Source organism: Streptosporangium sp. G11 (assembly GCF_051192615.1).
GTDB lineage: Bacteria > Actinomycetota > Actinomycetes > Streptosporangiales > Streptosporangiaceae > Streptosporangium.
Genome location: NZ_JBPJUQ010000048.1, coordinates 65,092 through 84,147, shown reverse-complemented (window position 1 = coordinate 84,147; position 19,056 = coordinate 65,092). Strand labels below are relative to the sequence as shown.

Sequence of the window (19,056 nt, the reverse complement as noted above, 5' to 3'; positions counted from 1 at the left end):
ATCTGGGGGCGACCACCACCCCAGCCCCGCACCCTCCGCCGCACGTTCGTCTACCGGCTATGAGGAACGCGGCACTAGTCACCCAGTTAGTCACTCACGCCCCGTTCCGAAGATCGGATACGGGGCGTTTTGGCTGGTGGGCACTACTGGGTTCGAACCAGTGACATCTCGCTTGTAAGGCGAGCGCTCTACCGCTGAGCTAAGCGCCCGGGGAATCCCGTTGGACAGACGGGATAACACTTTACGGCACCCGGGAGGACTTCAGCACATCGAGAGACCATGTGGTTCCCGCGTCGGTGAAGCCGGCGGCGCGCCAGCCGAGGAGGGCGGCGCCGAGCATTCCGGCGGACATGCCGAGGGCGGCCTGGCGCAGGGGTGGGGCGTCGCGGAAGGTGAGGCGTTTCTGGAGCCGTTCGGCCAGGGGGTCGGAGAGGAGGGTGCCCGCTTCGGCGAGGCCGCCGCCGAGGACGATGGCGGAGGGGTCGAGGAGAAGCGTGTAGGTGGCCAGGGCGAGGGAGAGCGCCTCGACCGCGTCACCCCAGATCTCCATGGCGAGGGGGTCACCGGAGGCGGTCAGGGCGGCGACCTGCTCGGCGGTGACAGGAGCGGGGACAGGGACGGGAAAGGGGATGAGGACGGAAACGGGTGGAACGGTCGCGACGGGCGAGGTGGTGGAGGAAGCGGAGACGGACGTGGATGGAGGAGAAGCCGCGGTGGCGCGGGCGGAGTAGCGGCGGGCCACGGCGGAGGCGGAGGCGTAGGTCTCCAGGCAGCCGATCTGGCCGCAGGCGCACGGTTCGCCCTCCGGGAAGACCGGGATGTGGCCGATCTCGCCGCCCCAGCCGGCGCTCCCGCCGTACGGCTCGCCGTGCAGGATCGTGGCGCCCGCGATGCCGGTGCCGATGGGCAGGAACAGGAAGTCGGAGAGCTCGCGGCCGGCACCGAGGACGCTCTCGGCCAGGCCTCCGGTGCGGACGTCGTGCCCGAGCATGACGGGGACGTCCAGCGGGACGAGGTCCGTCGCCGGGACGTCGCGCCAGCCGATGTTGGCGGAGTAGAGAGCCGCCTCGGCGGTGACCAGGCCCGGTACGGCGAGGCCGACCCCCTCGGGGGTGCCGCCTCCCGCGGCGGCGAGGTCGTCGATGAAGGACCGGATCGTCGCGATGACGGCCGCCGGGCCCCTGTCGCGCGGGGTGACGCGGCGGTCGGTGCGGATGATCTCGCCGGAACGGGTGACGAGGCCGCCCTTCATCGACGTTCCACCGACGTCAAGGGCAACAACGAAGGAGCTCATGCACCCATCCAGCGGGTCGAAGGGGCGGGACCGAGCCCGACCCTAGCGCACGCCAGAAACGCTGGAATGGAGGGATCTCCCCTATACAACCGAGATACGGCGGCGGCAGGCCGTGCGACACACGGAGGGATGCCCCTTATGGCCGGGACACGCGCGCACGACGGCGACAGGCCACCCGGCACCCGGAGGAAGCCGGGGTACGCATGCGAGACCGGCCGACCCCGCATGTGACCAAACGGCCGAGACGACCAGGACGACCAGGACGACCGAGACAACCTGGACGACCTGGACACGCCCATGCTTGGCCCGGAAACGCCCGGAAACGCCCGGCGCGCGCGCCTGGAGGGCTCAGGAAACGGCCGGAGCGATCCTCAGGGGACCCGGCGCAGGACCCTGGCCAGGGCGGCCTCCACCTCGTCGGCCAGGCCGGGTGCGTAGGAGGCGGCCAGCCTGCCGTCACCCCGCGCGAGCCGCACCGAGCCGCAGGACCGGCACTCCACCTCGCCCAACCGGCAGATGAGTGCGACGGAGCCGCACGAGGAGCACGTGTCGAGGTCGGCTTCGTGGGTGCGCCGGCAGTCCGGGCAGATCAGCACCTGCGTCTCGTCACGCACTCCGCGCGTCCACGGGCTGGCACCACGGATCGGGTCGGTCTGCCTGGCCCCGCAGGAGAAGCAGGGCATGATCGCCTCCGAGAGGTCGGACCGGCAGGCACCTCGTGAGCGGGCGTCCGCCGGATCACCGCTTAGGGAAGGTCGGCGAGCGCCTTGCGGTACTCGGCGACGTCGCGGGCCCGCGGAATCGGGTTCACGACGCGCCAGCGAACCACGCCCTCGCCGTCGATGATGAAGGTCCCGCGCCCCGCGTAGCCCTTCTCGTCATCGAATACACCGTACGCCCGCGCGACCTGTCCGTGCGGCCAGAAGTCGGAGAGCAACGAGAAGGTGTAGCCCTTTTGATCCGCCCACGCCCGGTGGGCGAAGATTGAATCAACCGAGATTGTGAGAATTTTAATGTCTTCGGGCAGGTCGGCCGTGAACTCGTCGCGAACGGCGTCGAGTTCGTTGCCGCAGACGCCGCTGAACGCGAGGGGGTAGAAGATCAGCACGATCTTTTTGCCCCGATGCTCGGAAAGCTTGACCGGGGTGCCGTGCTGGTCCCTCAACTCGAAGTCGGGAGCCTGGACACCCACCTCGACCGACACGATCGGAGATCCCTTCTTCGGCTGACGGCAGGCATCATCATCCTGCCGTACGGCCCGCGCGAGCCGTACGGCAGGGCGGACCCTTAGCGGCGCGCCTTGGGCGTCGCCAGACGCGTCCCCGACCAGTCGGGAGCGGCACTGATGCTGCTGGTCTGCGAGAGACCCGCAGTAGTCGCGTCTTCCCCGATGTCACTCGGCTCCACGTGCCCGTCCCGGCCGGCTTTGGGAGTGAGCAGCCAGATCTGGCCGCCGTCGGTGAGGTTGGTCACCACGCTGCTCAGGGCGTCGAACAGATCGCCGTCACCGTCACGCCACCAGAGCAGCACGACGTCGACGACGTCCTCGAAGTCTTCATCGACCAGCTCGTTACCGGTCAGCTCCTCGATGGAGTCGCGCAGATCGTCGTCGGTGTCCTCGTCCCATCCGACCTCCTGCACCACCTGACCCGGCTTGAGGCCGAGTCGTTCGGCCAGGCCGCGTTCGCCCTGCGCCTGACCCGCGGTCGCGCTCACGTTTGTCCCTCCTGCTTGAATGGCCCCGCAATCACACGGTGCTCAGAGTGCTTCGGCACAGTCCACACGCTGTGACCCTCAGTCGTCAACGGTCGCCACGGCAACGACTGGGCTACGTATGAATTAGTCCGACAAAAATGACAAACGGACCTGGCGTTCCAGATTGTCGACGTTGAGATCCACCACGGCGATGGACTGCCAGGTTCCCAGCGCGAGCCGTCCCGAAAGTACCGGGACGGTGGCGTACGGCGGAATGAGGGCGGGCATGACATGCGACCGTCCATGCCCTCGTGATCCGTGCGCATGCCTCCATCTGTCGTCGGCCGGAAGCAGACCCTCCAGGGCCGCGAGCAGATCGTCGTCACTGCCTGAGCCCAGCTCCAGCAGCGCGACCCCCGCGGTCGCGTGGGGCACGAAGACGTGCAACAGGCCGTCGCCCCCACATGACCGGACGAAGCTCTCGCACTCGGAGGTGATGTCGTGCACCCGCTCCCGGGAACCCGTTACCACCTCGATCGTCTGAGATCTCACATACCGATCCTACGATCCATCGTGAGCTGCGATGACGGTCGCACCCGGTGCCGGAGACGGCGGGCGGTCCTCGCCGCCGCCCGATCTCCCGCCGGTACGGAGGTGGGATCGGCGTGTCCGGCTCCCGGAATGTCCTCGTGTGGACCGTTCCCCCGCCGGGAGAAGCCGGACCGGAGCCCGGGACACGCCGGCCGGATGCGACGCGTTCGGGCCACGGGTCCGGACGGCCGCCTCGTGCGTACCGGCCGCCGCCGGCGCCCCGATGATCGGGGAGCCGTCCCGACGTTCACCGGGCCGGATCATGCGGGCCGGGCAGGGAAACGGGGCCGGCCACCACGCGAGGGGGCCCGGCGCGGCCCCGGCCTGAATCTCCCCCTGCCGGGCGGGCCGGTGCCACCGATTCGCAAATTTTGCACCACACGGTGACGACCCCGGCCGCTCTTGATCGGCGGGAGCCCGCCGGGCGGGAGGTTCGCCCGGACCAAGAGCCGTCCGCGGCCTCCAGGGCCCGGCGCCGGTCGCGGTACCGCTCACGGTCGGCCTGCGAATCGTTACCAGTTCGGCACGGAGCACTACGGACGGGCGCCCTCCCACCTCTTTTCCACGCCCTGCCCGCCCCTCTTTCCCGTACGGGGACGACTCTCCCCGCACAGGGACGACGAGGGCGCACCCGGCAGAGGAGACGGTGGGAAAGATGCCGGAAAAGCAGCGGGAGACGGGCTGAAGACGGTACGGAGGGCGCTTCGGCGGGCACCTTAGGAGAGGATCGTGCGTTGTATACGGTGAGGGTCTTGATCGCGACGACCGGGCGCGCGTCGCGCGGCGGCGGGAGAGGCTCGCTCCCCTCCTCGGGGGCCTCCCAGGGCGGTCGAGAGGGCGGGTCCCAGATTCCCAGGGAGGGAGTCTGTAAAAAAGGGGGAACCTGGATGTAACCTTTGGTGGCAATTCGTCCTACCATCGGTGGTCTAGGCCACTTTCGTATCACTGCCAGCAGGGATCTCCTGGTTACCGGTAAGTAGAGATGCACTTTCCGGGGTAAGCGACCAGGATGGAAGACGACCTACACCAGACAAAAGTCCATCCTCGGAAGGCGAGACCCAGTGGCTTCCGGACGCCAGCGTTTCTCGATCATCAGCGACGGCCTACCCAGCCAGCTTCCTGATGTCGACCCCAGCGAGACCCAGGAGTGGCTCGAGTCGCTCGACAACGTCATAAAGACGGAAGGTCGCACTCGGGCCCGTTATCTGATGCTCCGGCTGTTGGAGCGCGCCCGTGAACATCAGGTCGGGGTGCCCGGCCTGCGCAGCACCGACTACATCAACACCATCCCGCCGGAGCGCGAGCCCTGGTTCCCCGGCGACGAGTACGTCGAGCGCCGGATCCGCGCCTACACGCGCTGGAACGCGGCCGTGATGGTGACCCGGGCCAACGCCCGCACCAACGTCGGTGGGCACATCGCCACCTACGCCTCCGCCGCGTCCCTCTACGAGGTGGGTTTCAACCACTTCTTCCGCGGCAAGGATCACGGCGAGTCCGGAGACCAGGTCTTCTTCCAGGGTCACGCCGCGCCGGGCATCTACGCCCGCGCCTTCCTGGAGGGCCGTCTCAACGAGGCCCAGCTCGACGCCTTCCGGCAGGAGCTCTCGCACGGGTTCAAGGGGTTGCCCTCCTACCCCCACCCCCGCCTGATGCCCGACTTCTGGGAGTTCCCCACGGTCTCCATGGGTCTCGGCCCGATCGGGGCGATCTACCAGGCCCGGTTCAACCGCTATCTGCTGAACCGGAAGATCAAGGACACCAGTCGTAGTCACGTCTGGTGTTACCTCGGCGACGGCGAGATGGACGAGCCCGAGTCGCTCGGCGCGATCGGCCTGGCGGCCCGTGAGGAGCTCGACAACCTCACCTTCGTCATCAACTGCAACCTGCAGCGCCTCGACGGCCCGGTACGCGGCAACGGCAAGATCATCCAGGAGCTGGAGTCCTACTTCAGGGGCGCCGGCTGGAACGTCATCAAGGTCGTCTGGGGCCGCGACTGGGACCCGCTGCTGGCGGCCGACGTCGACGGCGTGCTGGTCAACAAGATGAACACCGTCCCCGACGGCCAGTTCCAGACGTACTCCGTCGAGACCGGCGGATACATCCGCGAGAACTTCTTCGGCGACGACCCGCGCCTGCGCAAGATGGTCGAGCACCTGTCGGACGAGGACATCCGCAAGCTGTCGCGCGGCGGCCACGACTACCGCAAGGTGTACGCGGCCTACAAGGCGGCCCGCGAGCACGTCGGCCAGCCGACGGTCATCCTCGCCCAGACCATCAAGGGCTGGACCCTCGGCAAGGACTTCGAGGCGCGCAACGCGACGCACCAGATGAAGAAGATGTCCAAGGCCGACCTGAAGGAGTTCCGCGACCGGCTCTACCTGCCGATCCCCGACTCCGCCCTTGAGGCCGACCTCCCCCCGTACTTCCACCCGGGCGAGAACGACCCCGAGATCCAGTACATGAAGGAGCGGCGCGCGGCTCTGGGCGGTTTCCTGCCCAAGCGCGTGATGCGTGCCAAGCCGGTCAAGCTTCCCGGCGACGCCGCGTACGCGCAGCTGAAGAAGGGTTCCGGCAAGCAGAACGTCGCCACCACCATGGCGTTCGTCCGCCTGCTCAAGGACCTCATGCGCGACAAGGAGATCGGCCACAGGTTCGTGCCGATCATCCCGGACGAGGCGCGCACCTTCGGTCTCGACGCGATCTTCCCGACGGCGAAGATCTACTCGCCGCACGGCCAGACGTACGAGGCGGTCGACCGCGAGCTGCTGCTGTCGTACAAGGAGTCGACCGAGGGTCAGATCCTGCACGAGGGCATCAGCGAGTCGGGCTCGATGGCCTCCACGATCGCGGTCGGCTCGTCGTACGCCACGCACGGCGAGCACATGATCCCGATCTACATCTTCTACTCGATGTTCGGCTGGCAGCGCACCGCCGACCAGATGTGGCAGCTCGCCGACCAGATGGGCCGGGGCTTCCTGCTCGGCGCCACCGCCGGACGCACCACGCTGAACGGTGAGGGCCTGCAGCACGAGGACGGCCACACCCCGCTGATCGCCTCGACGAACCCGGCGGCGATCTCGTACGACCCGTCGTGGGGGTACGAGGTGGCCCACATCGTCAAGGACGGCCTGCGGAGGATGTACGGCGAGGAGCCGGAGAACGTCTTCTACTACCTGACCGTCTACAACGAGCCCTACCTCCAGCCCGCCGAGCCCTCGGACCTGGACGTGGCGGGCCTGCTCAAGGGTCTGTACAGGTTCGCCCCGGCTCCGGCCGTGTCCGGGCCGAAGGCCAACATCCTCTCGTCCGGCGTGGCCGGGCCGTGGGCCGTGGAGGCCCAGCGGATGCTGGCCGAGGACTGGGGCGTGGCGGCCGAGGTGTGGTCGGCCACCTCCTGGGCGGAGCTGCGCCGCGACGCGCTCGCCGCCGAGGAGCACAACATGCTCAACCCCGACGCTGAGAAGCGCGTGCCGTACGTCACGCAGGCGCTGTCGGCGGCCCAGGGGCCGTTCGTGGGCGTGAGCGACTACATGCGGGCGGTCCAGGACCAGATCGCCCAGTGGGTTCCCGGTGACTGGAGCTCGCTCGGCACCGACGGCTTCGGCCTGTCGGACACCCGGTCGGCGCTGCGCCGCCACTTCCACGTGGACGCGGCCTCGATCACCCTGGCCGTGCTCACACAGCTGGTCAACCGGGGCGAGCTCGACCAGGAGGTTCTGGGCGACGCCATCTCCATGTATCACCTGAAGAACGGCGTGACCGAGGCCGCGGGCGCCGAGAGCAACGACACCCAGTCCATGGGAGTTTGATCGTCCCCGGGCGGGTTCTCCTTTTCCAGGAGGGCCCGCCCGGTTAGTGTTAATCACTCCCCCGGCGAACGATTCCAGGGGAGAGCGTTTCATGGCAAGCATCCTTAGGGCGGCCGCGACGGTCACGGCCCTGTCAACCGTGCTCTCCGCCTGCGGTGGTGGCTCCGGCGGGGACGGTGCCGTCGGGGGCGGCCTCGTCGGAGGTGAGGTCGTCTCGGGCACCTCCGAGCCGACCGCCCCGGCGACGGCCACCCCCGCCGAGGCGATCACCTGGGGCCCGTGCGCCGACATCAAGCGGCCCGGCGGTCAGGTCCCCCCGCAGCCGGACTCCGAGCAGCAGTGCGGGACGCTCAAGGTCCCGCTCGACTACGCCAAACCGGACGGCGAGACCATCGACATCGCCGTCATCCGCGTCAAGGCCACGAACCCCGGCAGGCGGATCGGCTCGCTGGTCTTCAACTTCGGCGGCCCCGGCGCGTCGGGCGTCGACACCATGGCCCAGGCCGCCAAGTCCTTCACCACCCTGAACAGCCGCTACGACCTGGTCAGCTTCGACCCGCGAGGGGTCGGCCGCAGCGCCGGTGTCAGGTGCGGCGACAACGCGGTGATGGACAGGTTCACCTCGATGGACACCCTGCCCGCCAACGAGGCCGAGCGCACCAGGAGTAGGGAGACCACCGAGGAGTTCGTGAGGGCCTGCGGGCAGACCTCGGGCAGGCTGCTGCCCTACGTCGGCACCGTGAACGCCGCCGCGGACATGGACCGCCTCCGCGCGGCCCTGGGGGAGAAACAGCTGAACTACTTCGGCATCTCGTACGGGACGCAGCTCGGCGCGGTCTACGCGACCAGGTTCCCGCAGAACGTGGGCCGGTTCGTGCTGGACGCCCCGCTGGACCCGGGCGTCAGCATGGCGACGCGCACGATGGTCCAGGCGAAGGGGTTCCAGCACGCCTACGAGGCCTTCCTGAAGGACTGCGCGAAGCAACCCCGTGAGTGCGAGATCGGCGCCGACGCGACCATCGCCGACAAGAACGTCATGAAGCTCATGAACGAGCTGAACGACAAGCCGCTCAAGGTCGGCAAGCGCCTCCTGACGCAGGGACTGGCGGGCACCGGCATCGCCGCCGCGCTGTACTCGAAGATGACCTGGCCGCTGCTGGACCAGGCGCTGAGCCAGGCGATGAAGAACGACGGGCGGATCCTGCTGGCGCTGTCCGACACCTACAACGGCCGCCAGCCCGACGGGAGCTACACGACGCTCATGAGCAGCTTCCCCGCGATCAGCTGCGTGGACACCTCCGAGCGGCCCGCCCCCGCGCAGCTGAACGCGCTGGAGGACCAGACGTTGAAGGTCTCCCCGCTGTTCGGCGGCGCGGGGATGGGCCTGATCTGCTCGATGTGGCCGGTCCCCGGCAACGATGCGGCCAGGCAGATCAACGCCACCGGCTCGGCGCCGATCCTGGTGATCGGCGGCACCGGCGACCCCGCCACGCCGTACGAGTGGGCTCCGAAACTGGCCGGGGAGCTCAGGACGGGCGTGCTGGTGACCTACAAGGGCGAGGGGCACGGCGCCTACCTGTCCGGGGACTCGTGCGTCAAGAAGCTGACCGACGCCTACCTGATCAACGGGAAGGTCCCGGACAGGGGGATCATCTGCACCGGCTCATGACACGGCGGGGGGATCGTCCGCACCGGCTCGTGACGCGGCAAGCCCGCACCGGTTCGTGACGCGGCAGGTCTGTGTCGGCTCGTGACGGGCAGATCCGCGTCGGCTCATGACACGGCGGGGGGATCGTCCGCACCCGCTCATGACGCGGCAGGGGGCTCAGCAGGCCTCCGGTCGCGGCCGCGCGGTCTCGAAGCGGAAGCCGACCCTGCCCAGGTGGTCGCGGAGCAGGCGCCTCATGGTCCCGTCCTCGTACATCGACGTGATCACTTCGTTGATCTTCCGGCAGGCCACGGGATCTTGGGACCTGAGCGCGACGCCGTACCGCTCGGAGGTGAGCCTGAGCCCGGCGATCTCGACCTCGACGCCGCGCAGGCGGGCCCCGAAGCCGGCGATCAGCAGATCGTCCCCGACCATGGCGTCGGCGCGGCCGTCGGCCAGCTGGAACGCGCACTGCGCGTAGTCCGGCGCCTGTACGGCGACGAAGTCGACTCCCCTGTCGCGGATCATCGCGCCCGTGCTCTGGCCCAGTGGCACGCAGATCCTCCTGCCGCGCAGGTCCTTCAGCTCGTCGATCCCCGCGCCGGTGCGGACGAGCACGTCGCGGTGGGCGAGGTAGTACGGCCCGGCGAAGGCGACGCGGCGGCGGTCGGCGCCGTCGATCGAGAAGTTGGCGATCACGAGGTCGACCCTGCCCTTCTCCACCGCCTCCTCGCGGTCGTCGTACCCCACGGGCACGAACCTGAGCCCGCCTTCGGGCACCTTCAGGGCTCGGGCGATGTGGGCGGCCACGTCGACCTCGAACCCCCGGGGCGGGTCGCCCAGCGAGATCCCCGGCAGGCCCTTCCTGAACCCCACGCGGAGCCTGCCGCTCTCCTCGATCCGGTCGAGCAGGGGCGAGCCGGTGGAGACCTCCGGGGTCGACGTCGGCGGGCGGGACACCGGCGGGCGGGAGGGCCCGGCCTGCCCGCCCTGCGCGGTACCGAAGTGGAGGGCCAGCAGGACACCCGCCACGCCGAGGACCGCGACCCCGGCGGCGAGCGCGGCGACGACCGCGGACCGGCGCCGCGCGGGCCCGGCCGGCTCCTCCTGCCGCGTCAGGTCCCCGGTGGCGGCCTGCGCGCCCTCGGCCAGCTCCTCCTCCGAGGCCTCCGGGGCGTCCTCCTCGTCCACCGGGTGACCGAGCAGGCGTTTCAGCAGCACGTCCGAGGTGGGCCTGAGCCTCTGGTCCTTGTTCAGGCAGGCGGCGACGATCTCGCGCAGCCCCTCGGGCAGGCCGCCCAGGTCGGCCTCGTGGTTGATGACCCGGTTGAGCGTCGCCACGATCGTGTCGCTCCCGAAGGGAGCCCTGCCGGTGGCGGTGAAGACGATGGTCGAGCCCCAGGCGAACACGTCGGCGGGGAAACCCACCCGCTCCCCGGCGATCTGCTCGGGCGCCATGTAGGCGGGGGTGCCGACCGCGCGGGTGGTGATCGTCCCACTCTCGTCGATGATCTTCGCGATGCCGAAGTCGACGACCCGGGGGCCGTCGGTGGCGATCATGACGTTGTCGGGTTTGAAATCGCGGTGCGCGATGCCCGCGTGGTGGATCGCGGTCAGGGCGGTGGCGGTGCCGATGGCGAGGCGTTCGAGCGCCTCCCCGGCCAGCGGTCCCTCACGCTCGACGACCTCGCGCAGCGAGGGGCCCTCGATCAGCTCGCTCGCGATGTAGGGCGCCTCGCCGTCGAGGTCGGCGCCGAGCACCTGGGCGGTGCAGAAGGCGGCAACCCTGCGGGCCGCCTCCAGCTCCCGGGCGAAGCGGGAGCGCGCGTGGGCCTCCTCGGTGAAGCGCACGTGCAGCAGCTTGACGGCGACGCGCTCGCCGTCTTCGGACTCGCCGAGGTAGACGACCCCCTGCCCGCCCTCCCCCAGCCTGCCCGTGAGCGTGTATTTCCCCAGCCGCGGCGGATCCCCCGGCCGCAACGGTCTGATCTCCGGCACCGCGGACCCCTCGTTCACTGCGCTTTTCCTGAACATTACACACCCGGACGGGCGGCGGCCGCCCTCCTTCGCCGGACGGCGGATGTAAGGACGAGTTAAACGAATTCGCTTAAGGAATGCTTAACAGGGTCTCGGCTATACCTGTTCCCATGCGAAGGGAATGGCGATGAACAAATACATGACAGCGGCGGTGGCCATCTCTTTTGTGGCGCTGGCCGGGTGCGGGCAGACGGGGGGCGCGAAGGTCGCCTCCGCCGGGGAAGCGGCCACCTCGGCCACCCCCTCGGCGTCGTCGCAGGCCGACGGGCTGAAATTCGCCCAGTGCATGCGGGAGAACGGGGTCGACATGCCCGATCCCGAACCGGGCGGCGGCAATGTGATGCTGCGCGGTAAAAACGACGAAGAGACCCTGAAAAAGGCGTCGGAGGCCTGCCGGAAATACAATCCGATCGGCTCGGGAAAGAAAATGCTCAACGACCCGAAGACCCAGGACGCCCTCTTGAGGTTCGCCCGGTGCATGCGGGAGAACGGGGTCGACATGAAGGATCCCGACTTCTCGGGGGGCCCGGTCCGCATCGGGGGCAAGGAGATGGACCCGGGGTCGCCGCGGACGAAGAAGGCCATCGAGGCCTGTCAGGAGCACCTGCCCGGCGGTCTCGGGAAGCGGCCGTGAGGCGGGGCGGGCTCCTCGCCGGGACGGCGGCGGCGGTCCTCCTCGGGGCGGGCGGCGTGGCGGCGGTCGCGCTGGCCGGCCAGGACGACGTCCCGGCCGCCGCCTCGGCGGCCCCGGCGCCGATGGCCGAGATCACCCGCTCGGATCTGGTGGACACCAAGGCGGTGGACGGCACGCTCGGCTACGCGGGCCGCAGGGAACTGCCCAACCACGCCCCCGGAACGGTGACCCGGGTCAGGAAGGTGGGCGCCGTGGTGCGCCGGGGCGGCTGGCTCTACCGGGTGGACGGCCGGCCGGTGATCCTCATGTACGGTGACATACCGATATATCGCACCCTGTCTTCCGGGACGGGCGGCAAGGACGTCGAGCAGCTGGAACGCAACCTCAAAGCCCTCGGCCACGACCCCGGGACGGTCGACGGCGACTTCTCCTGGCGGACCGAGCGGGCCGTACGGGAGTGGCAGGAGGAGGCGGGCCTGGCCGAGACCGGCACGGTCGGCGCGGCGCAGGTCGCGGTCACCTCGGGCCCGGTCAGGATCGCCGAGGTGGTCGCCGAGGCCGGGGCCGCGGCCGGGCGATCCGTGGTGACCACGACGAGCACCCGCAGGGTCGTCCACGTCGACCTCGACTCCGACGACCAGCGGCTGGCCAGGATCGGCGCCCGGGTGACGGTCGACCTGCCGGGCGGTGGCCAGGGCAAGGGCCGGATCACCTCGGTCGGCACGGTCGCCGAGCCCGCGCAGGAGAACGGGAAGCCGACCGGCGAGTCCACCGTCGACCTCGACGTCACCCTGGACGACCCCGGCGATCTCGGCCGCCTCGACCAGGCCCCCGTGACGGTGAACCTCCGCAGCGAGCGGCACGCGGACGTGCTCTCGGTGCCGGTCGAGGCCCTGCTCGCCCTGCGCGAGGGCGGGTACGGCCTGCGCCTGGCGGGCGGCGAGATCGTCCGGGTCGAGACCGGCCTGTTCGCGGCGGGCCGCGTCGAGGTCTCGGGGGCCGGGCTCGCCGAGGGCGCGAAGGTCAAGGTCCCGCAGTCGTGAGCCGGAACCTCGAACAACCGCCTCTCCCCATCACACAGACCCCCACCACAGAGACCCCGGCCGCACAGACCTCCGCCACACAGGTCCGGGCCGTACGGGTTCCCGCCGTACGGGCCGGGCAGCGGCCGATGATCGAACTGTCGGGGGCGGAGAAGAGCCACCCGGGCGGGGTCCGCGCCCTGCGGGGTGTGGACCTGCTCGTGAACGCGGGCGAGCTCGTCGCCATCGTCGGCCCCTCGGGGTCGGGAAAGTCGACCATGCTCCACCTGATCGGCACTCTCGACCGCCCCTCGGCGGGGACCGTCCGCATCGCCGGGCACGACGCCGGAACGCTCCCCGACAGGGAACTGTCCGCGCTGCGCGCCCGGCACATCGGATTCGTCTTCCAGCGGTTCCACCTGGCCGCCGGGGTCAGCGCGCTCGACAACGTCGCCGACGGGATGCTGTACGGCGGCACCCCGCGCCGGGAACGGCGGGAACGGGCCGCCGACGCGCTCGGGCGTGTCGGTCTCGGGCACCGGCTGGCCCACCGGCCGCACGAGCTGTCCGGCGGCGAGTGCCAGCGGGTCGCGGTGGCCAGGGCCGTGGCCGGAGGACCGTCGCTGCTGCTGGCCGACGAGCCGACGGGAAATCTCGACAGCTCCTCGGGCCAGGGCGTGCTGGCGATCCTGCGCGAGCTCAACGCCTCCGGCACCACTGTGGCGATCATCACCCACGACGAGGAGGTGGCCGCCGCGGCCCCGCGCCGCGTCAGGCTGCGCGACGGCGTGATCGTCGCCGACGAGCGGTCTCCCGGCGTGACCCGCGAGGGGAGCACGGCATGAGCGCCGGAACCGGGCGCGACCTGGTGCCGGGGCGGCTCGGCTGGACGGACCTGCTGCGGGTGGGGGCGTCCGGGCTGCGGACCCGGCCGGGGCGGGTGGTGCTGTCCGCGCTCGGCATCGCGCTCGGCATCGCCACCATGGTCTCGGTCGTCGGGATCTCCTCCTCCAGCAAGGCCAGGCTCCTCGACGAGCTCGACCGGCTCGGTACGAACCTGCTCACCGTCACCCCCGGCCAGACCCTCTTCGGCGACGCGGCCGCGCTGCCCGAGAAGTCGGTCGCCATGGCCTCCGGGATCGGCCCCGTGACGAGCGCGAGCGCCACGGGCGACACCGGCGAGAGCGTGCGGAGGACCGACGCGATCCCCCGGGAACGCACCGGCGGCATCTCCGTCCGGGCGGCCTCGCTCGACCTGCCGGCCACGCTCCAGACCCGGGTCGAGCGCGGCGCCTGGCTCAACCGGGCGACGGGCGCGCAGCGGGCGGTGGTGCTCGGAGCGGAGGCGGCGCGGCGGCTGGGCGTGGGGGACGTGGGCGACCAGGTCTGGATCGGCAGGCAGTGGTGGACGGTCGTCGGCGTCCTGGCCCCATCGCCGCTCGCCCCGGAGATCGACCGGTCCGTGCTGGCCGGCTTCGAGGCCGCCCGTACCCACCTGGGCTTCGACGGCCACCCGACCACGCTTTACACCCGCTCGGCCGACGAGGCCGTCGGTGACGTACGGGAGGTGCTGCCCAGGACCGTCAACCCGGAGAACCCCGAGGAGGTGGAGGTCAGCCGGCCGTCCGACGCGCTCGTGGCCAAGGCGGCGGCCGACGGGGCGTTCACCGGCCTGCTGCTCGGTCTCGGCGGGGTGGCGCTGCTGGTCGGCGGGGTGGGCGTGGCCAACACCATGGTCATCTCGGTGCTGGAGCGCCGGGGGGAGATCGGCCTGCGGCGCTCGCTCGGCGCCACCAGGGGTCAGGTGCGCGCCCAGTTCCTGGCCGAGTCGCTGCTGCTGTCCGGCGCGGGCGGCGCCGCGGGGGCGGCGCTGGGAACGCTGGTGACGATCGGGTACGCGGCCGTGGGCGACCTGCCCGCGGTGGTTCCCCTCTGGGCCCTGGCGGGCGGTGCGGGTGCCACCCTCCTGGTCGGCACCGTCGCGGGGATCTACCCCGCGATGCGCGCGGCCCGCATGTCACCGACCCTCGCCCTCAGCACCGGCTGAGCGCCGCGCCCCCCAGCGCCCCTCGGCCCCGCGTCCCGCGGCGGGGCCGAGGGGCGCCGGGGGCCTTTATCCGATGTTTAGCCGCGGGAAAGCAGGATGACGCGCATGCGAGTGCTCATTGCGGAGGACGAGCGGGTGCTCGCCGACATCGTGGCGACCGGCCTGCGCAGGGAGACCATGGCCGTGGACGTCGTCTACGACGGCGACGCGGCGCTGGAGCGGGCGGCGGTCAACGACTACGACGTGATCGTGCTGGACCGGGACCTGCCGGTGCTGCACGGGGACGAGGTCTGCCGCCGCCTGGTCGCCGGCCGGATCCCCGCCAGGATCATCATGCTGACCGCCGCCGGTGACCTGCGCTCGAAGGTCGAGGGCCTGTCGATCGGCGCCGACGACTACCTCACCAAGCCCTTCGACTTCCCCGAACTGGTCGCCCGGCTGCGCGCGCTGGCCCGCCGGTCTCCCCAGTCGGTGCCGCCGGTGCTGAGCAGGGCGGGCATCACCCTGGACCCCGGCCGCCGCGAGGTCTTCCGCGACGGCCGGTACGTGGCGCTGAGCCCCAAGGAGTTCGCGGTGCTGGAAATCCTGATGCGCGCCGACGGCGGCCTGGTCAGCGCCGAGGACCTCCTGGAGAAGGCATGGGACGAGAACATCAGCTACTTCACCAACTCGGTCAGGGTCACCGTGATGACCCTGCGCAAGAAGCTCGGCACCCCGCCGGTGGTGGAGACGGTGACCGGCTCGGGATACCGGCTTTGACCTCGCGGCGCGTCTCGGTGCGGCTGCGCCTCACCCTGGTCTACGGCAGCCTGTTCTTCGGGGTGGGGGTCGTGTTCGTCGGGGTCAACTACCTGTTCGTGCAGGACGTGCTCTCCCGGCCCTCGAAGATGGCCGTCCGCGGGATTCCGGAGGCACTGGCGGGCCTGAACCCTTCGGCGCAGCCGTCCCTGGTGGTGTCGATGCCCAAGGACACGCTCTTCCTGCGGGCCATCAGCGACGTGAGGGACCAGTACCGCGAGGACGTCATGGGGTCGATGCTCCAGTGGTCCCTGCTGGCGGTCGCCGTCGTCGGGGTGGCCGGGCTGGCGATCGGCTGGATCGTGGCCCGCCGGGCGATGGCCCCGCTGCAGACGATGACCGAGGCGGCCCGCCGCCTGTCGGAGAGCACCCTGCACGAGCGGATCGCCCTGGGAGGTCCCCGCGACGAGATCCGGGACCTGGCCGACACGTTCGACTCCATGCTGGAACGCCTCAGCCGCGCCTTCGAGAGCCAGCGCAGGTTCGTCGCCAACGCCTCCCACGAGCTGCGCACCCCCCTGGCGATCAACCGGGCGCTGCTCCAGGTCTCCATGACCGACCCCGACCTGCCCAGGCAGGTCAGGACGGTCGGCGCCGAACTGCTGAACGCCAACGCCCGCCAGGAACGGCTGATCGAAGGCCTGCTCCTGCTGGCGCAGAGCGAGCGCGAGCCCGCGGAACGCCTGCCCGTGGACCTCGCCGAGCTCGCGGAGAGCGCCATGACCTCGGCCCCCGAGACGACCGCCGACCTGCGCCCGGCCCCGGTGGAGGGTGACCCGGTGCTGCTGGAACGGATGATCGGCAACCTGTTGGACAACGCCGTGAAGTACAACGACGAGCGCGGCCTGGTCGTCCTGCGCACCCACGGGGACCGGTGGGGAAGCGTCGTCACCGTGGAGAACACCGGCCGCGTCGTCCCCTCGGGCCGGGTCGAGGGCCTCTTCGAGCCGTTCCGCCGCCTCGACCGCGACCGCACCGGCTCGGCCGGGGGCGCCGGTCTCGGCCTGTCCATCGTCCGCGCGATCGCCCAGGCCCACCGCGGCTCCGCCGAGGCCCGCCCCCGTCCCGGCGGGGGGCTGGTGGTCACCGTACGGCTGTGAACCCGTCGGCACAGGTGGAGGCCGGTGGGAGTGGCGCGGCTCGCCGCCGCCCCGCGCGAGTGGCGGCGATTCCTCCAAAAGAACAGATGGCGCTTGAACCGACAAAACCGCATCGGTACCCTGTGGCGACGCATCTCATTGGAGCTCGATGGCCGCACGACCACAACACCCACTGGCCGCACCGCAGAATAATTCCGGCAAAACGCCTCCCAAGTCCTCGGGCTTCAAGGCTTCCAGAGCGGTCGCCATCACCGGGATCGGTGTCGTCTCGCTGCTCCTGGTCGGCTACTGCTCCGCGCAGGAGGACTACGAGGAGGTGGGCGCCGAGTGCGTCGACCTCAACAGCCGCCAGCCGGACGGCACCTACGCGGTCGTGGACGAGGACTTCTGCGACGACGACAGGCACTACTACGGGTCACGAGGCGCCTACGGCTGGTATTACGGTGGCATCAGGTCGGGCACCCACATCCGGCAGGGCACCACCGTGCGCCCCTCGGACGTCCAGATCACCAGCCGTAAGGGCACGGTGATCCAGCGGGGCGGCTTCGGCGGGCGCGGCGGATCGGGCGGCGGGAGCTGATCGGGCGCCGATGAGCAAGCCGATGAGCGACAGGTGAGCAGGAGATGAGACGCGAGACCTCGCTCCCCCGTGACGACTGGGAGAGCGTCATCGAGGGGCACGGCCTGGCGTACCACCGCTCGGCCCATCCCGAGGGCCTCAACCGCCCGTACTGGGACGAGACCGTCCAGTACGTCTTCTCCATGGACGAGGTCCTCGACCTGGAGAACCAGGTCGAGGAACTGCACCGGATGTGCCTGCACGCCGTGGAGCACGTCGTCGCCAAGAACCGCTACGCCGACTTCGCGATCCCGGAGTGGGTGGCCCCGGAGATCGCCGCCTCGTGGGAGCGGAACGACCCGCACCTGTTCGGCCGTTTCGACCTGCGCTACGACGGGACCGGCCCCGCCAAGATGCTGGAGTACAACGCCGACACCCCCACCAGCCTCCTGGAGAGCTCGGTGGTGCAGTGGTTCTGGCTGCGCGACCGCTACCCCGACGACGACCAGTGGAACTCCATCCACGAGCGGCTGATCGCCAGGTGGCAGCAGATCTCGACCGGCCTGCCCAGCGGACCCACACACTTCGCCTGGACCAACATGGACGAGTCGGGCGAGGAGGTGATGACCCTCGCCTACCTGCAGGAGACCGCCGACCAGGCGGGGCTCAAGACCGTCGCGGTGGCCATGGAGGACATCGGCTGGGACGACCTCAACCTCCGCTTCGTCGACATGGAGCGCAGGGTGATCCGCTCGCTCTGCAAGCTGTACCCGTGGGAGTGGGCCGTCGCCGACCCGTTCGGGGCGCGGGCGGTGCGCCAGCAGGTCTCGACGACCTGGATCGAGCCGCTGTGGAAGATGCTGCTGTCCAACAAGGCGCTGCTCGCGGTGCTCTGGGAGCTGTACCCGGGGCACCCCAACCTGCTGCCCGCCTATCTCGACGGCCCCCGCGACATGTCCTCGTACATCGTCAAGCCGCTGCTCGGCAGGGAGGGCGCCAACATGCGGATCGTCAGCCCCGGCGAGCACGCCGAGACCCTCGGCGGCTACGGCGCCGAGGGATACGTCTACCAGGAGTTCCAGGCGCTGCCCGTCTTCGAGGGCTGGCGTCCCGTGCTCGGCGCCTGGGTCGTCCACGACGAGGCGGCGGGTGTCGGCATCCGTGAGACCTCGGGGTTCATCACCGACGACACGTCGTCATTCGTCCCGCACCGCATCGAACTCTGAGTCCCGGAAAGAGAAACAACACATGAGTCCCACCCCCGCGCCGGCCGTGACGTCCGTGCCCATGGTGCCCGGCGTCGAGACGCTCTCGCTCGCCGAGACCCTCGGGCGCGGCGCGCTCGCGATCGCCTCGTACGCCGCCCTCGGCGTGATCCTGCTGATCATCGGCTTCTACGTGATCGACCTGGTCATCCCGGGCAAGCTCAGCAAGCTCATCAAGGAGGAGCGCAACCCCAACGCCACCCTGCTCACCGGCTCGGGGCTGGCGGCCGTCGGGCTGATCGTGGCGGCCTCCATCTGGTCCTCGGGCGGTGCTCTGCACGAGGGGCTGCTCGCGACGCTGGTCTTCGGCCTGGTCGGCATCGCCGTGCAGACCGTGGCGATGATCGCGTTCGACAAGGTGGCGGGCATCTCGGTGCGCGAGCTGGTCACGGAGCCGGAGCTCCAGCCGGGCGCCCGGCTGCTGGCGGTCACCCACCTGGCCATCGGTCTGATCACCGCCGTCGCGGTCGTCTGAGCCCGCCCACGGCCGCGCCCGGCGTGACTCTGTCCCGTCGGGCGCTCGCGTCCCGTACGTTCGCGTTCCGGCGCACGCGCGG

The 19,056-nt window shown here is 70.4% G+C and carries 18 protein-coding genes and 1 tRNA gene; 11 read left to right on the top strand and 8 right to left on the bottom strand.

Going from position 1 to position 19,056, the window contains the following annotated elements:
• Positions 1–134: 134 nt before the first annotated feature.
• The 6 genes from ACSDR0_RS33730 to ACSDR0_RS33705 form a co-directional block, all read right to left on the bottom strand.
• A tRNA-Val gene (locus tag ACSDR0_RS33730) sits at positions 135–209 on the bottom strand.
• Positions 210–241: 32 nt separating this feature from the next.
• On the bottom strand, positions 242–1,294 hold the full coding sequence (locus ACSDR0_RS33725; RefSeq protein WP_435292969.1) for an ROK family protein: 1,053 nt from the start codon (positions 1,292–1,294) through the stop codon (positions 242–244).
• 371 nt (positions 1,295–1,665) lie between these two features.
• Positions 1,666–1,977, bottom strand: a complete 312-nt coding sequence (locus ACSDR0_RS33720) for a hypothetical protein (RefSeq protein WP_435292968.1) — start codon at positions 1,975–1,977, stop codon at positions 1,666–1,668.
• Between the two features lie 62 nt (positions 1,978–2,039).
• The gene (locus ACSDR0_RS33715; protein ID WP_435292967.1) at positions 2,040–2,498 is read right to left on the bottom strand and encodes a peroxiredoxin; all 459 of its coding nucleotides are present in this window, start codon (positions 2,496–2,498) and stop codon (positions 2,040–2,042) included.
• A gap of 83 nt (positions 2,499–2,581) precedes the next feature.
• Complete coding sequence (locus tag ACSDR0_RS33710; protein ID WP_329084203.1) at positions 2,582–3,010, bottom strand: DUF3052 domain-containing protein; 429 nt, start codon at positions 3,008–3,010, stop codon at positions 2,582–2,584.
• Positions 3,011–3,133: 123 nt separating this feature from the next.
• Entirely contained in the window at positions 3,134–3,541 is a 408-nt protein-coding gene (locus ACSDR0_RS33705) for a secondary thiamine-phosphate synthase enzyme YjbQ (RefSeq protein ID WP_435292966.1), read from the bottom strand.
• A gap of 1,100 nt (positions 3,542–4,641) precedes the next feature.
• On the opposite strand from ACSDR0_RS33705, the gene aceE reads away from it, so the two are divergent.
• Together aceE and ACSDR0_RS33695 are read left to right on the top strand one after the other, a co-directional pair.
• Positions 4,642–7,389: a pyruvate dehydrogenase (acetyl-transferring), homodimeric type gene (gene aceE / locus ACSDR0_RS33700; RefSeq protein WP_435292965.1), complete on the top strand. Its 2,748-nt coding sequence runs from the start codon at positions 4,642–4,644 to the stop codon at positions 7,387–7,389.
• A gap of 91 nt (positions 7,390–7,480) precedes the next feature.
• Complete coding sequence (locus ACSDR0_RS33695) at positions 7,481–9,058, top strand: alpha/beta hydrolase (protein ID WP_435292964.1); 1,578 nt, start codon at positions 7,481–7,483, stop codon at positions 9,056–9,058.
• A gap of 156 nt (positions 9,059–9,214) precedes the next feature.
• Here the strand turns inward: ACSDR0_RS33695 and ACSDR0_RS33690 are convergent, their stop codons facing one another.
• Both ACSDR0_RS33690 and ACSDR0_RS33685 read right to left on the bottom strand, forming a co-directional pair.
• A complete protein-coding gene (locus ACSDR0_RS33690) occupies positions 9,215–11,053 on the bottom strand; it encodes a bifunctional serine/threonine-protein kinase/glutamate ABC transporter substrate-binding protein (RefSeq protein ID WP_435292963.1) in 1,839 nt (612 codons plus the stop codon).
• A 117-nt stretch (positions 11,054–11,170) separates the two neighbouring features.
• The gene (locus ACSDR0_RS33685) at positions 11,171–11,383 is read right to left on the bottom strand and encodes a hypothetical protein (RefSeq protein WP_435292962.1); all 213 of its coding nucleotides are present in this window, start codon (positions 11,381–11,383) and stop codon (positions 11,171–11,173) included.
• On the opposite strand from ACSDR0_RS33685, the gene ACSDR0_RS33680 reads away from it, so the two are divergent.
• The 9 genes from ACSDR0_RS33680 to ACSDR0_RS33640 all read left to right on the top strand — a co-directional run bounded on the left by ACSDR0_RS33680 (position 11,382) and on the right by ACSDR0_RS33640 (position 18,974).
• Positions 11,382–11,708 carry a hypothetical protein gene (locus tag ACSDR0_RS33680; protein WP_435292961.1) on the top strand — a complete coding sequence of 109 codons (327 nt, stop codon included), beginning with the start codon at positions 11,382–11,384 and terminating at the stop codon, positions 11,706–11,708. The genes ACSDR0_RS33685 and ACSDR0_RS33680 overlap by 2 nt on opposite strands.
• Entirely contained in the window at positions 11,705–12,751 is a 1,047-nt protein-coding gene (locus ACSDR0_RS33675; RefSeq protein WP_435292960.1) for a peptidoglycan-binding protein, read from the top strand. The genes ACSDR0_RS33680 and ACSDR0_RS33675 overlap by 4 nt, the downstream gene beginning before the upstream one ends.
• A gap of 128 nt (positions 12,752–12,879) precedes the next feature.
• On the top strand, positions 12,880–13,575 hold the full coding sequence (locus tag ACSDR0_RS33670) for an ABC transporter ATP-binding protein (RefSeq protein WP_435292975.1): 696 nt from the start codon (positions 12,880–12,882) through the stop codon (positions 13,573–13,575).
• Positions 13,572–14,777 carry an ABC transporter permease gene (locus ACSDR0_RS33665; protein WP_435292959.1) on the top strand — a complete coding sequence of 402 codons (1,206 nt, stop codon included), beginning with the start codon at positions 13,572–13,574 and terminating at the stop codon, positions 14,775–14,777. The genes ACSDR0_RS33670 and ACSDR0_RS33665 overlap by 4 nt, the downstream gene beginning before the upstream one ends.
• 105 nt (positions 14,778–14,882) lie before the next feature.
• The gene (locus ACSDR0_RS33660; RefSeq protein WP_329084210.1) at positions 14,883–15,536 is read left to right on the top strand and encodes a response regulator transcription factor; all 654 of its coding nucleotides are present in this window, start codon (positions 14,883–14,885) and stop codon (positions 15,534–15,536) included.
• Positions 15,533–16,675, top strand: coding sequence for a sensor histidine kinase (locus ACSDR0_RS33655; protein ID WP_435292958.1), 1,143 nt, complete (start codon positions 15,533–15,535; stop codon positions 16,673–16,675). Before ACSDR0_RS33660 ends, ACSDR0_RS33655 begins: the two co-directional genes overlap by 4 nt.
• A 148-nt stretch (positions 16,676–16,823) precedes the next feature.
• Complete coding sequence (locus tag ACSDR0_RS33650) at positions 16,824–17,255, top strand: hypothetical protein (protein WP_435292957.1); 432 nt, start codon at positions 16,824–16,826, stop codon at positions 17,253–17,255.
• 44 nt (positions 17,256–17,299) lie between these two features.
• Positions 17,300–18,460, top strand: a complete 1,161-nt coding sequence (locus ACSDR0_RS33645; protein WP_435292956.1) for a glutathionylspermidine synthase family protein — start codon at positions 17,300–17,302, stop codon at positions 18,458–18,460.
• 22 nt (positions 18,461–18,482) lie between these two features.
• Positions 18,483–18,974, top strand: a complete 492-nt coding sequence (locus tag ACSDR0_RS33640; RefSeq protein ID WP_435292955.1) for a DUF350 domain-containing protein — start codon at positions 18,483–18,485, stop codon at positions 18,972–18,974.
• Positions 18,975–19,056 lie beyond the last annotated feature (82 nt).

What these genes read in the sequence shown, in the direction of transcription:
- ACSDR0_RS33725 (WP_435292969.1), bottom strand. Translation starts at nt 1,294, where the DNA reads ATGAGCTCCTTCGTTGTTGCCCTTGACGTCGGTGGAACGTCGATGAAG.
- ACSDR0_RS33720 (WP_435292968.1), bottom strand. Translation starts at nt 1,977, where the DNA reads ATGCCCTGCTTCTCCTGCGGGGCCAGGCAGACCGACCCGATCCGTGGT.
- ACSDR0_RS33695 (WP_435292964.1), top strand. Translation starts at nt 7,481, where the DNA reads ATGGCAAGCATCCTTAGGGCGGCCGCGACGGTCACGGCCCTGTCAACC.
- ACSDR0_RS33680 (WP_435292961.1), top strand. Translation starts at nt 11,382, where the DNA reads ATGCCCGATCCCGAACCGGGCGGCGGCAATGTGATGCTGCGCGGTAAA.
- ACSDR0_RS33685 (WP_435292962.1), bottom strand. Translation starts at nt 11,383, where the DNA reads ATGTCGACCCCGTTCTCCCGCATGCACTGGGCGAATTTCAGCCCGTCG.
- ACSDR0_RS33670 (WP_435292975.1), top strand. Translation starts at nt 12,880, where the DNA reads ATGATCGAACTGTCGGGGGCGGAGAAGAGCCACCCGGGCGGGGTCCGC.
- ACSDR0_RS33665 (WP_435292959.1), top strand. Translation starts at nt 13,572, where the DNA reads ATGAGCGCCGGAACCGGGCGCGACCTGGTGCCGGGGCGGCTCGGCTGG.
- ACSDR0_RS33660 (WP_329084210.1), top strand. Translation starts at nt 14,883, where the DNA reads ATGCGAGTGCTCATTGCGGAGGACGAGCGGGTGCTCGCCGACATCGTG.
- ACSDR0_RS33650 (WP_435292957.1), top strand. Translation starts at nt 16,824, where the DNA reads ATGGCCGCACGACCACAACACCCACTGGCCGCACCGCAGAATAATTCC.
- ACSDR0_RS33645 (WP_435292956.1), top strand. Translation starts at nt 17,300, where the DNA reads ATGAGACGCGAGACCTCGCTCCCCCGTGACGACTGGGAGAGCGTCATC.
- ACSDR0_RS33640 (WP_435292955.1), top strand. Translation starts at nt 18,483, where the DNA reads ATGAGTCCCACCCCCGCGCCGGCCGTGACGTCCGTGCCCATGGTGCCC.